We start from the raw sequence: 12850 nt of genomic DNA on the forward strand, positions 1-12850 counted from the left end.
AGGCGCGCCACCCGGCTCGATACCGACACCGCCCCCGGACGCGACACCGCCGGCCCGGCTCCGCGGCCCCGCCCCGACCACATCCCGCTGTCCCCGGCGCAGCAACGCCTGTGGTTCCTCAACCAGTTCGACCCCGGCAGCGCCTCCTACAACATCCCCCTCGCCATCCGGCTCAGCGGCCACCTGTCCCCGGCCGCGCTCGGCACCGCGCTGCACGACGTCATCGCACGGCACGAGAGCCTGCGCACCGTCTACCCGGCCTCCGCCGCCGGGCCGCGGCAACGCATCCTCGACGCCGACGACGTCCCGCTGACCGTCGACGTGGTGCCGGCCGACGCCGACGGCGTGTACCGCGCCGGCGCCGACTTCCTCGCCACCGGATTCGACGTCACCGTCGACATCCCGTTCCGGGCCCGGGTGTTCGCCCTCGACCGCGACGAGCACCTCGCCGTGCTCGTGGTGCACCACATCGCCGCCGACGGCGCTTCCACCGTCCCGCTCGCCCGCGACCTGCTCGACGCCTACCAGGCCCGCAGCCGCAACGAAGCCCCCACCTGGACACCGCTGCCCGTCCAATACCCCGACTACACGCTGTGGCAACTCGACCGGCTCGGCGACCCCACCGACCCGCAGTCCCTCGCCGCCGCGCAGGCCGAGTACTGGCGCACCACCCTCGACGGCCTGCCCGACGTGCTGACCCTGCCTACCGACCGGCCGCGGCCGGCCCAGCAGTCGTTCCGCGGCGACATCGTGCGGTTCCCGATCGATCCCGCGCTGCACAGCCGGCTCACCCGGCTGGCCTCCGCGCACGGCACCACCTTGTTCATGACCGTGCACACCGCTCTCGCCGTGCTGCTGGCCCGCCTGTCCGGCAGCGACGACATCGCCATCGGGTCCCCGATCGCCGGGCGCGGGCACCGCGCACTCGACGACCTGATCGGCATGTTCGTCAACACCGTCGTGCTGCGCACCCGGATCCCCGGCGCCGCACCGTTCACCACCCTGCTCGACAGCGTCACCCACGACGACCTCGACGCGTTCGCCCACACCGACCTGCCGTTCGAACGGGTCGTCGAGGCGGTCGAACCGGCCCGCTCGACCGCGCATTCCCCGCTCTTCCAGGTTTCGCTCGAATTCCACAACACCGAACGGCCCGCGCTCGAACTGCCGCACCTGACCGTCGAGGGAGTCCAGCTCGACCCGCAGTCGTGCAACTTCGACCTCGAACTGCTCCTCGGCGAATCCGCCGACCCGGCCGGCGGCATGGACGCCGCGTTCGTCTACGCCACCGACCTGTTCGATCAGGACACCGTCGCCCGATTCGCGGACCGCTTCGTCCGGCTCCTCGACGCCGTCACCACCGATCCCGGCGTCCCCGTCGGCGATCTGGACCTGCTCACCGACTCCGAACGGGCGGCGCTGGTGCCCGCCACCGGTCCGGCGGGCGAACCGACACGGTTGTGGCCGGACCTGCTCGACGACGCCGTCGCGGCGAACCCCACCGGGACCGCGCTCGTCGACGGCGACACCGTGTTGAGCTACCGGGATGTCGAGGCGCGCTCCGCTGCGCTGGCCCGGTTGCTGCTCGACCGGGGAGCTGCCCCGGACACGGTGGTCGCGCTCGCGTTGCCGCGTTCGGCAGAGGAGATCACCGCGGTGTGGGCCACCACCCGCACCGGCGCCGCGTTCGTCCCGGTCGACCCGACGTACCCGGCGGACCGCATCGCCTACATGCTCGACGACAGCGCCGCGACACTCGGTGTCACCGTCGCCGCCCACCTCGAACACCTGCCCCGCACGGTGCAGTGGCTCGTCCTCGACGACGACGAGATCCGCGACGACCTGGCGCACCGCAGTACCGGCCCGGTCACCGACGCGGACCGCGCCGCACCGCTGCGCCCCGACCATCCCGCTTACCTCATCTACACCTCCGGGTCGACGGGCCGGCCCAAGGGAGTGACCGTCACCCACCGCGGTCTCGGCAACCTCGCCGCGGACGAACGGCACCATTTGCGGGTCGCGCCGGACAGCCGCGTCTCGCACCTGGCCTCACCGAGCTTCGACGCGTCGATCTTCGAACAGATGATGGCGCTGTGCGCGGGCGCCACCCTGGTGCTCGTGCCCTCCGAGGTGTACGGCGGGGAAGACCTCGCCGCTGTGCTGCGGCACCACCGCGTCTCGCACGCGTTCGTCACGCCCACCACGCTGGCGTCCCTCGACCCCGCCCAGGTCCCGGACCTGCAGGTGCTGCTCGTCGCGGGGGAGGCGTGCCCACCGGAACTGGTGACGCGCTGGGCCGACGGGCATCGCATGATCGACGCGTACGGCCCCACCGAGGCGACGATCATGACCTCGCTCGGGGAGCCGCTGAATGCCGGCGACCACGTCACCATCGGCCGTCCCACCCGCGGCGCCACCGCCGCCGTCCTCGACGCCCGGCTCGGGCCCGTGCCGGTGGGGGTGGCCGGGGAACTCTACGTCGCCGGCGCAGGACTGGCCCGCGGCTACCACCACCGGCCCGGCCTGACCGCCACCCGGTTCGTCGCCGATCCGTACAGCGACCGTCCCGGCGCCCGCATGTACCGCACCGGCGACGTCGTGCGCTGGACCGGCGACCACCGGCTCGATTACGTGGGCCGTTCCGACTTCCAGATCAAGGTGCGCGGGTTCCGCATCGAACCGGGGGAGATCGACACCGTCCTGACCGCCCACGACGACCTCGACTTCGCCCACACCCTCGGCTACACCGCACCGTCCGGCGAAACCGTGCTGGTCAGCTACGTGCGGGCCACCACCGTCCCCGCACCCGACCCGTCCGCGCTCCGGGACTTCGCCGCCGCCCGCCTCCCGGCGCACATGGTGCCCACCGCCGTGGTCGCGCTCGACGAGATCCCCCTCACGCCCGCCGGCAAACTCGATCGGGGTGCGCTCCCGGTCCCCGAGTTCGCCGGCATCTCCGGGGCACACCGCGCCCCGGCCGACGAACTGGAACGCACCGTCGCGGACGTCTTCGCCGACCACCTCGGGCTCGACACGGTGTCGGTCGACGACAGCTTCTTCGCCCTCGGCGGCAGTTCACTGCTCGCGACCCGGCTGGTACCGGACCTGTCCCGCCGCCTGGACCGGCGGATCCCGCTACAGGTGCTGTTCGCCCATCCCACCGTCGCCGACCTCGCCGCCCATCTGCGCGCACCGGGGGAGCAGGACACCATCGACGACGCGCTGCGGATCCTGGTCCCGCTCCGCACCGGCACCGGACCGGCGCTGTTCTGCGTCCACCCGGCCGCAGGCCTGGCCTGGGCGTACACCGGGCTGACCGAACGGCTCGGCGGGCGCGGCGTCTACGGCCTGCAACTACCGGCGCTGAGCACGGGAGAGATCGTCGAATCGATCCCGGCGCTGGCCCGCCGCTACGCCGACGAGATCCGCCGCGCGCAGCCGGACGGTCCCTACCACCTGCTGGGCTGGTCCCTCGGCGGGGTCGTCGCACACGCCGTCGCCGTCGAACTGCAACGCGGCGGAGCCCCCGTCGACACCCTCGCGCTGATCGACAGCCATCTCGGTGTTCCCGGCGGTTCGGCGCCGGTCGAGGTCAAGGACATGCTCCGCGATCTCGGGGTCGCCACCAACGGCGGGCCGGACCCCAGCTACGACGATGCGCTGGACCTGCTCGAGGACACGTTCGGCGGTCCCACCGGACTGACACCGCGCCATCTCGAACGGTTGCACCTCGGGTCGGCCGCGGCCACCCGCGCGGTGCGGCGTCATTCGCCGGACACCTTTCTCGGCGACGCGCTGTTCTTCACCGCCCTGCGGTCGTCGACCTCGGTGCCGGCGGTCACCGCGTGGCACGACCTCGTCGACGGGATGCTGCACCAGTACCGTCTCGACGTCGAACACCACGAGATGGTGGCGGCGCCGGCGGTGGACACCATCGCCGCGGTGCTCCGCGCCCGGCTCGAGGAGAGCGATTCGCACCTGCGGCGAGGGCGGCGGTACCCGCGCATCGGTACCGGATCGCGGCGGTGAACCGCGCCCGGCACGTCGGGCCGGGTCGCCGTCAGGTCTGCGCGGTCGGTGCGGTCGGCGCTCCCGTCAGCGCGGTCGGCGCCCACGACGGCCACGCCACCTCCCCGACCGGGTCGCCGTCGACGAAACGCGCGGCGATGCGGGTGACGTCCGCGGCGGTGTTGTCGTAGACGGTCGCGTGGTCGGCCCGCTCGATCGCGTCCGCCACCAGCGGCCACACCCGCTGGAAGCGGGAACGGATCTTCTCTTCGGGGACCCGATGGCCCCCTTCGACCACGCGTTCGGCGACACGGGCGACGGACAGTTCGACGGGCACCAGCACCACGTGCAGCACCACCACATAGCCGGCGCGGTGCGCCCGGTCGATCAGGTCGAGTTTCGACGGGTGCGAGAACACCGTCTCGGCGATGAACGATTCACCCTGGTCGATGAGGGTGTCGCGGATGGTCGAGGCGATCTGCGCGGCCTCGTAGGAGTGTTCCTCGGGGCTGTCCGGCCATCGCTGCTTGGCGATCACATCGGCGTTGACGAACACGCTGCCGGGCAGCAGGGGAGCGAGACGCTGCTCGACGAACGTCGTTTTTCCGGATCCGTTGGGTCCGACGACGAGATCGAGTCGCCTCACAGAACGATCTGGGTGCCGTCAGGCAGATGCTTGACGACGCGGCCCTGGTCGTCGAGCACCACCGACGCGAGGCCCCGCGCGGCGCGATCGGTGACGTGGTGACCGGTCGCGAGGGATTCTTCGAGGGCTGCGGCGATCTCGGCGTTGAACACCACGCCTTCTTCGTCGGAGAGTTCGCGCAGCGGTACCCGCCCGGCGAGCGCGGCCTCGACGCGGCGCCGCGCGACCTGCCGCTGGTTGGACACCTCGCGGCCGACGCGCGCCCAGTGTTCGAGTTGCTGACGGGCCGAACGGTTTTCCCGTTCACCTTCGGATGCGGCCGCGTCGACGAGCTCCGACGAGAACCTGGTTACCTTGTCGACGACGTTCGTCATGACGTACTCCTTCGCGCGACGCGCCTTACCGTTCCTCCCAGTGTAGCAATCTGCTACACAGTTGGCCCGGGATCGTCCGACGCGGTGCCGACGAGGACGGCGAGCGCGTCCAGCAGGCGCTCGATCCCGAACTCCCACGCCGCACCGGGACTGTACGACGTGTTCAGCACCGCGCCGGCTGCCGCGCCGACCCGCCGCGCGAGCGGGAAGTCGTCTCCGACATAGACCGTGAGACGCTCGCTCCACGCGGACCACACCTCGGCCATGTCCACCGCGCGGGGATCGGGCCGGCGGGCCCGCGCCGCGGCGCGGGTGAAGTCCGCGACGAAGGTCAGCGCCGCGTCGCGGTCCACGTCACCGAGGCCGGTGTGGTCGAAGGCGTGCAGATCGTGGTCGTACTTCGCGATCGTCCCCGGCCCCAACGACACTCGCTGGTCCGCGATATCGAGGAGCCAGTCGTGTTCGCCGTAGAGGGCCAGGTCGGCGTCGGCGACCTCACGCACCCGGGCCCGCCAGTGGCCGGTGGCGTACGGCGCGCGCGGCTGCCTGGCGTGCACGCAGTCGGCCATGAGGACCAGCAGGTCGTCGCGGGAGCCGACGTGCGTGTACAGCGCCATACCGGAGATGCCGAGTTCGGCGGCGAGGCGACGCACGGTGAGGTGCTCGAGTCCTTCGGTGTCGGCCAGAACGATCGCGGCGTCGACGGCCTGCGAGGTGGTCACCTTCGCCCGGGGTCCCCGCGCGCCGCCTCGAGGGGCGGCGGGGTGGTCCCGCCACAGCAGATCGAGCAGTTCGCGCGCCATTGCAAATCTCTCCTCCGCGGGTCGGATACGAGCTACTCTATACACTGCACAAGGTTTTGGGGCTCCCTCGCACCCGAACACACCCTCGTCTCCGTCACCTGGAGGTACCCGTGAAGATCACCGACACCGCCCTGTCCCTGAACGTGGCCGACCCCGCGGCCTCCGCGGAATTCGCCACCACCCATTTCGGCTTCACCGAAGCGATGTCCGCCGACGGTTTCGTGTCCCTGACCCACCCCGACGCCGGCTTCAACGTCGTATTCCTGCGCACCGGACTCGGCACCTTCAAGCCCGCCTCGATCGCCGGTCCAGCCGGCCAGGGCATGCTGATCGCCTTCGTCGTTGACGACCTCGACGACGAATACGCGCGCATCGCCGCCGCCGGCGCGACAGTGGTCACCGCGCCCGAGACCGAGCCGTGGGGGGAGCGGTTCTGCCAGTTCGCCGATCCCAACGGTCTCGTATGGCAACTCGTGCAGTGGGTCTGAGCGGGCCCGAGCGGCGCCACCAGGGCGCCGACACTCCACTATCGATTTCATTCATGTTCTGACATGCCAAAGATGAGTTGGCTTTATGTGACGGGAGTCCCTTCACTGAACACATGACCCCCAGCGCTCCCGCGATCTCCCAGATCGACCTCTTCGCGGACTCGATCCTCACCGACCCCTACCCGACGTTCACCGAACTGCGCGAACTCGGCTCGGTGGTGCACCTACCCGTCAACAACGTCTACGCGCTGACCCGCTACGACGCGATCCGTGCCGCGCTCGCCGACCCCGCCACCTTTTCCTCCCGCACCATCGGCTTCAACCCGATGGTCAACGAAGCACTCCAAGGCACATCGCTCGCCTCCGACCCACCGGTCCACACCGAGCTGCGTGCCGCCCTCACCGAGAACCTCACCCCACGCGCACTGCGCGGACTCAAGACCCGCATCGACACCAAGGCCGAGGCCCTCGTCGCCGACCTCGTCGCCCAGGGCACCTTCGAGGCGATCGACGCCCTCGCCCGGGCATTTCCCCTCGAGGTCGTCGCCGACCTGATCGGCTTCACCGGCGCCGCCCGCGACAACATGCTGCGCTGGGGACAAGCGGCCATGGAAGTGATCGGCCCCCTGAATCCCCGCACCCTGGAGAACTTCCCGATCGCCGGCGAACTGTACGCATGGTGCGCCGGAGTGCAGGCCGAAGACCTCGCCCCCGGGTCGGTCGGCCGCGGCATCTTCGACGCCGAAGCCCGCGGCACCATCCCTCCCGGCACCGCCGGCCACATCATCCACCAGTACCTCGGCGCGGGCGTCGACACCACCATCACCGCCCTCGGCAACATCGTCGCCCTGTTCGCCGCCTTCCCCGACCAGTTCGACCTGGTCCGCCAGAACCCCAGCCTCGTACCCGCGGCATTCAACGAAGTGCTCCGCTTCTGGGCGCCCCTGCACGCCTGGGGCCGCGAGGTCACCCGCGACGTCGAGATCGACGGCGTCCTCGTCCCGGCCGGATCCCAGGTCGCCATCCTCTTCGGCGCAGGCAACCGCGACCCGCGGCACTACGACAACCCGGACGCCTTCCTGGTCGAACGCAACCCGGCCGACCATCTGTCCTTCGGCTACGGCTCGCACGGCTGCGCCGGACAAGGCCTCGCCCGTCTCGAAGCCCACGCCGTCATCGCGGCACTCGCAACGCACGCGCAGCGTCTGGACGCCGCCGAACCGGTGCGACTGCCCAGCAACATCACCCGCTCCATCGACGCACTCGACATCCTGAAGGTGGTCCCCGCATGAACATCATCCTCGACCGGCCCCGCTGCGAAGGCCACGGACTGTGCGAAGAAGCCGCACCCGCACTGATGCACCTCGACGACGACGGTGAACTGATCATCGACGTCGGCGACCTTCCCGACGACAGCACCGAACTCGCCGCCGCCCGCGCCGCCGTCCGGGTCTGCCCCGTCGCCGCCCTGAAACTGGCCTGACCCACCCGCACGAACGGACCCCACATGAACAGCACCCGCACCGACGCTGCCCGCCGCATCGTCGTCGTCGGCAACGGCATCGCCGGCCAGACCGCCTGCGACACCCTGCGTGCGGCAGGATTCGACGGCGAACTGACCATCGTGGGCGACGAGCCGCACCCCGCCTACTCCCGACCGGCGCTGTCGAAGGCGCTGCTGGTCGACGGCGGCTCCCACGAACTGGCGTCCCCCACCCACGGCGCCACCGAGATCCTGGGGGTGGCGGCGCTCGCCCTCGACACCCACACCCGGCGGGTCGGTTTCGACGACGGCTCGGAACTGTCCTACGACGGACTGGTGATCGCCTCCGGTGCGCGGGCCCGCCGACTGGGCGGCCCCGACAGTTCCGAGCTGACCCTGCGCACCCTCGAGGATGCCCTGGCACTGCGGGGCCGGCTGTCGACGCGGCCGTCGGTCGCAGTCGTCGGGGCCGGCCCCCTGGGCATGGAAATCGCTTCGGCGGCCCTGTCGGCAGGGTGCGAGGTCACCCTCGTCGCCGACGGACCGCCGATGCGCGTCCATCTGGGGCCGTACCTGTCCGATGCGTTCACCACGGCCGCGGTCGCCCGGGGACTGAAACTGGTCGACGGGACCGCCGTGGGACTCGACGGCCCGCACACCGTGCTCCTCGACGACGGCGCGCGGGTCGAGGCGGAACTGGTCGTCACGGCGATCGGTGACATCCCCAACACGGAATGGCTGGCCGGCAGCGGCCTGTTGACCGGCGGCCGACTCGTGGCGGATACGCGCGGGCGGGTAGCACCGGGCATCGTCGCCGCCGGAGACGTCGCGACCATCCCGACGCGGTCGGGGGTGCGCCGGATCCCGCTGTGGAACAGTGCGATCGAACAGGCCAAGGTAGCGGCCGTGGCACTGCTGACCGGCGACGCGGCCCCGGAACTGGACCTCGAGCCGTACTTCTGGACCGAACAGTTCGGGTTGAATCTCAAGGCGGTCGGGCACCTGCCGGCAGCCGGGGAACCGGAATTTCTCACCGGAGACCGGCCCGAAGGCCCGGCGGTGATGCGCTGGACCCACGAGGACGGCCACGCGGTCGCGGTGGCGGTCAACCAGCGCATCCCGATTCCGAAACTGCGCCGCCTGGCGTCCACCACCGGGTGAGCCCGCCCGGTCGCCGGTGGCGCGACATCCTGCGGTCCCGCCGAGCGGATGCGTACCATCCGTGTGGATGAACCAGCTGCCGGACCATCCGAGCGACCCCGATCTGGGACGGCTCGCGTCGGTCAACCTCAACCTGCTGGTGCCGCTGCTGGCACTGCTCGAGGAACAATCGGTCACCCGCGCCGCGGCGCGGGTGGGCATCACCCAACCCGCGATGAGTCACGCACTGGCCCGGATGCGCCGCCTCCTCGGGGACGAACTGGTCACGCGCCAGGGGAGCGGGCTGGTGCTGACCCCGCGGGGACGGGAGCTGATCGGGCCGCTGCGTGATGTGCTGCGCCGGACGTCGCGGGTGGTGGATTTCCCCGGCTTCGACCCGTCCCGCGACAGCCGCACCATCACGGTGGCGATGACCACCAGCACCGCGTTCGTGCTCGGGCCGCATCTGGCGCGCCTGATTGCCGAGCGCGCACCGAAGTCCACCCTGCGCATCCGCAACTTCGTCGAGCCGCAGCCGAGCGACTTCACCGACGAGGGCGTCGACGTGGTGCTGGTGTCGGGGGCGTTCTCCTCGCCGTATCCGCGGGAACGGCTCTACGAGAACCGGTGGGTGGTCGTCGCCCACCCGGACACCGACCCGGACGCGTCCGCGCTCGACTTGCTCGCGTCGCTGCCGCACGTGACCTACGACGCCCGGAATCGGGTCGCTCCGTATGCGGCGATGGACGCGCACGGTCTGGATTACCGGATCGGGCAGCTGATCTCCGATTTTCTGCTCGTTCCGCATCTGGTCGCCAAGAGCGGCGGGGTCGCCGTGCACACCTACCTCGTGGCGATCGTCATGTCCGAGCGCACGCCTCTGCGAATCGAGGAGTTTCCGCTGCCGGTCGCACCGCTGGGCATCGACATGGTGTGGAACCCGCGGCTGGCGGACGCGGAGTTCATCGGCTGGTTGCGGCAGATTCTCGTCGAAGCGTCCACCTTCGGGTCGCCCGCGTGATCCCGGCTCCCCGCACCGGCCTCAGTGGTCCGCGGTGAGCAGGTAGCACCACGAATCGACGGTTTCGTCGAGGCAGATTTCTCGCGGCGTGACCCAGCCGAGCGAGAAGTAGCGGCGCGAGAGGTACTCGAGCTGCCCGAACGCGAGTACGCAGCGGACCCGCCGGCGCTCCGGCGGGAAACGGTTCGCTTGGTCCAGTCCTTGGATCATCTGTCCGACCGAGTCTTCGAACCAGCGCTCGGTCTTCGCCGCCACCTCCTGCTCATGGGCGGCCTGGTACGAGGCGGTGATGTAGGGCTTGATCTCGTCCCACTGCGAGAACTTGCGATCGAGCCATTCCCTGATCAACTCGCGCGATCCCGACGCCACCACTGCGGTCAGCGTCGGTTTGTCCGCTGAGGTGAGGATCTGGTCGGTCTTGGTCAGTAGCGCGATCATCACGTCCGCCTTCGACGAGAAGTGCAGGTAGAAGGTGGTGCGGGTGGAGCCGGCCGCGGTGGCGATGTCGTCGATCGTCGTGGCGCCGTATCCCTTCTCGGAGAACAGCTCGAGTGCCTTCGCGAGGAAGAGGTCGTAGGTCATCTGCTTCTGCGCCGCACGGAGTGACATGGAACCGAATCCTAGCGGCAGTACACCCACTTACCAGCTCGTTCAGTAAAATATCGCTGCGGCCACTCACTTGACATGATGTAATGCGAAAGCTTACTGTGACTGCCACCACGTCGTGCTGACATGACGCTGACGAAAGGAAGTGCCGATGACTGGCACCCACACGGCCGAGAACGCCGTCGTCCACACCGTCCTCGGACCCGTACCCGCCGAGGACCTCGGAGTGGTCGCGGTCCACGAGGCACTGCTGTCGGTAGTCCCCGGTGCCGAACACGCCTTCGACATCACCTTCGACCGCGCAGAAATCTTCGACACCCTCGCGGCGAAACTGACCGACTTCCGCGAGCACGGCGGCCGCACCATCGTCGACAGCACCGGCATGTTCCACGGCCGCGACGTCACCCTGTACGAAGCGCTGTCCCGCACCACCGGCGTGCACATCGTCGCGTCCACCGGCATGGGGCCGGAAAACCTGCTCGGCGGATACTTCCTGACCCCGCAGACCAACCCGCCCACCCCGTGGCCGGCCGAGAAGTTCGCCGACCTGTTCGCCGCGGAGATCACCGACGGCATGGTGGTACCCCGCATCGAACGCCGCGGCGCCGCCGGTCTGGTCACCACCGCCGCAGACCCCACCGGCATGACCGCCACCGAGGAAAGCCTGTTCCGCGGTGCCGCCCGCGCGGCCCGCACCCCCGGGGTCGCCGTGGCCCTGCGCGACGGCAAAGACCCGCGCGCCGCCCGCGACGTCGCCCGCGCCGAGACCCGGCCGGCCGAGCGCACCGGCGGGGGCGGTCGCGCCCGCCGCGACGCCGTCGACGCCGGCGCACCCCTCGAGATCGCGCGACGCGGCGCGTACGTCGCCCTCGACCACGTCGGCACCGAAGACGACGCGCACCTCACCGACACCGCACGCGCCGAACTCGTCCGCGACCTTGTCGACGCCGGCTACGGCGACCGGATCCTGCTGTCGTGCAACGCCACCGGCGTCGCCAAAGGACATCCCGGCCGCGACGTGCCCTTCGGCCACGTGCTGTCGACCTTCGTGCCTCTGCTCGCCGCCCAGGGACTGCCCGGCGCCGACGTCCAGCGCATCCTCGTCGACAACCCGCGCGACCTGCTGTCGGTGCACCCCGCCGTGCACTGACCCCCGCCGAAACCACCGAATCTTTTCCCGAAGGGGAGTAGCTGTGTCGAGAGTCAACACCGTCCTGGGTCCCATCGCGACCGAGGAACTGGGCATCGTCGCCATCCACGAACACATCGGATACGGCATGCCCGGCTCCGAACTGGACACCAGGTGGTGGAAAACCCCCGAGGTCCGCTACGAGGAGACCGTCCCGAAACTCCGTAAGTTCCACGAGTACGGCGGCGGCACCTTCGTCGACGTCACCGGGATCTGCAACGGCCGCGACATCGACTACTACAAGTCGCTGTCCGCCAAGACCGGCGTCCACATCATCGCCTGCACCGGCTTCGTCGGCGGCGACACCGCCCTGCCGTTCTTCGAACGCGCCGACGTCGACTACCTCACCGCCCAGTTCGTCCACGAAATCACCGTGGGCATCGGCAACACCGGCAGCCGCGCCGGCGTCATCAAGGTCGGTGTCAGCCGAGGCGGCCGCATGACCGACCTCGACAAGCGCATCTACCGCGCCGCCGCCCGCGCCGCCCTCGACACCGGCGTCCCGATCCTCACCCACCTGGCCATCGACGCCGAAAACGCCATCGCCATCTTCAACGAAGAAGGCCTGCCGCTGCACCGGGTCCTGTTCGGCCACGCCGACGACGGCATCAACGCCGAAAAGACCCGCGACACGTGGATCGCCTCCCAGGGCGGCCGCGTCGGCTTCGACACCTTCGGCTACGAAACCGAACTCGAAGACCCGCCGTTCTGGGCCCGGCCCCGCAAAGAACGCCTCGACCACTTCCTCCGCTTCCTCCGCGCAGGACACCTCGACCAGGCACTCGCCGGAGTCGACGCCAACTGCAGCCCACTCGGCTGGCCGGGCGTCAAAGGCCACACCGTCAACTACCTGTTCGAAGACCTCATTCCGGACCTGCGCGAGGCCGGTCTCGACGACGACACCATCACCAAGCTCTTCGTCGAGAACCCGGCCGACTTCCTCACCATCCAGGCCTGACCCACCAATCTTCCCGGCGCACCGCCGCGCCCCACCAGAGAGACAAGACCATGCAGTCTGCAGACCTGAAGAACCTGACCATCGCCATCGTCGGGGCGGGGCGGCGCCCCGCCCCGCCCGCCCCACCCCCGCGG

Annotated in this window: 12 protein-coding genes; 8 read left to right on the plus strand and 4 right to left on the minus strand. The window is 70.2% G+C overall.

Annotated elements, in window-relative coordinates; translation table 11 throughout:
- The coding region (locus TVH25_RS17945) for a non-ribosomal peptide synthetase (RefSeq protein ID WP_422425057.1) at positions 1-4029 on the plus strand (4029 nt) is incomplete at its 5' end.
- 31 nt (positions 4030-4060) lie between these two features.
- Here TVH25_RS17945 and TVH25_RS17950 read toward each other — a convergent pair.
- The 3 genes from TVH25_RS17950 to TVH25_RS17960 are packed head-to-tail and all read right to left on the minus strand — an operon-like array spanning position 4061 to position 5831.
- Positions 4061-4654: a zeta toxin family protein gene (locus tag TVH25_RS17950; RefSeq protein ID WP_422425059.1), complete on the minus strand. Its 594-nt coding sequence runs from the start codon at positions 4652-4654 to the stop codon at positions 4061-4063.
- Positions 4651-5028, minus strand: a complete 378-nt coding sequence (locus TVH25_RS17955; RefSeq protein ID WP_169653141.1) for a TA system antitoxin ParD family protein — start codon at positions 5026-5028, stop codon at positions 4651-4653. The genes TVH25_RS17950 and TVH25_RS17955 overlap by 4 nt, the downstream gene beginning before the upstream one ends.
- Positions 5029-5081: 53 nt before the next feature.
- Entirely contained in the window at positions 5082-5831 is a 750-nt protein-coding gene (locus TVH25_RS17960) for a TetR/AcrR family transcriptional regulator (RefSeq protein WP_169653142.1), read from the minus strand.
- A 110-nt stretch (positions 5832-5941) separates the two neighbouring features.
- On the opposite strand from TVH25_RS17960, the gene TVH25_RS17965 reads away from it, so the two are divergent.
- From TVH25_RS17965 to TVH25_RS17985, 5 genes are all read left to right on the plus strand, one after another.
- Complete coding sequence (locus TVH25_RS17965) at positions 5942-6319, plus strand: VOC family protein (protein WP_169653143.1); 378 nt, start codon at positions 5942-5944, stop codon at positions 6317-6319.
- A 113-nt stretch (positions 6320-6432) separates the two neighbouring features.
- The gene (locus tag TVH25_RS17970; protein ID WP_296551102.1) at positions 6433-7611 is read left to right on the plus strand and encodes a cytochrome P450; all 1179 of its coding nucleotides are present in this window, start codon (positions 6433-6435) and stop codon (positions 7609-7611) included.
- Positions 7608-7802 carry a ferredoxin gene (locus TVH25_RS17975; protein ID WP_422425060.1) on the plus strand — a complete coding sequence of 65 codons (195 nt, stop codon included), beginning with the start codon at positions 7608-7610 and terminating at the stop codon, positions 7800-7802. Before TVH25_RS17970 ends, TVH25_RS17975 begins: the two co-directional genes overlap by 4 nt.
- Positions 7803-7826: 24 nt before the next feature.
- Positions 7827-8963, plus strand: a complete 1137-nt coding sequence (locus TVH25_RS17980) for an NAD(P)/FAD-dependent oxidoreductase (protein ID WP_422425061.1) — start codon at positions 7827-7829, stop codon at positions 8961-8963.
- Between the two features lie 67 nt (positions 8964-9030).
- Positions 9031-9963 carry a LysR family transcriptional regulator gene (locus TVH25_RS17985; protein WP_422425062.1) on the plus strand — a complete coding sequence of 311 codons (933 nt, stop codon included), beginning with the start codon at positions 9031-9033 and terminating at the stop codon, positions 9961-9963.
- A 21-nt stretch (positions 9964-9984) separates the two neighbouring features.
- Here the strand turns inward: TVH25_RS17985 and TVH25_RS17990 are convergent, their stop codons facing one another.
- Complete coding sequence (locus TVH25_RS17990; RefSeq protein WP_422425063.1) at positions 9985-10572, minus strand: TetR/AcrR family transcriptional regulator; 588 nt, start codon at positions 10570-10572, stop codon at positions 9985-9987.
- Between the two features lie 148 nt (positions 10573-10720).
- On the opposite strand from TVH25_RS17990, the gene TVH25_RS17995 reads away from it, so the two are divergent.
- Both TVH25_RS17995 and TVH25_RS18000 read left to right on the plus strand, forming a co-directional pair.
- A complete protein-coding gene (locus tag TVH25_RS17995) occupies positions 10721-11719 on the plus strand; it encodes a phosphotriesterase (protein WP_422425064.1) in 999 nt (332 codons plus the stop codon).
- Positions 11720-11762: 43 nt separating this feature from the next.
- Positions 11763-12716, plus strand: a complete 954-nt coding sequence (locus TVH25_RS18000) for a phosphotriesterase (protein WP_422425066.1) — start codon at positions 11763-11765, stop codon at positions 12714-12716.
- The last annotated feature ends 134 nt before the right edge of the window (positions 12717-12850 follow it).

Origin of the sequence: Rhodococcus sp. 7Tela_A2, assembly GCF_049311045.1 — a bacterium.
GTDB lineage: Bacteria > Actinomycetota > Actinomycetes > Mycobacteriales > Mycobacteriaceae > Rhodococcus.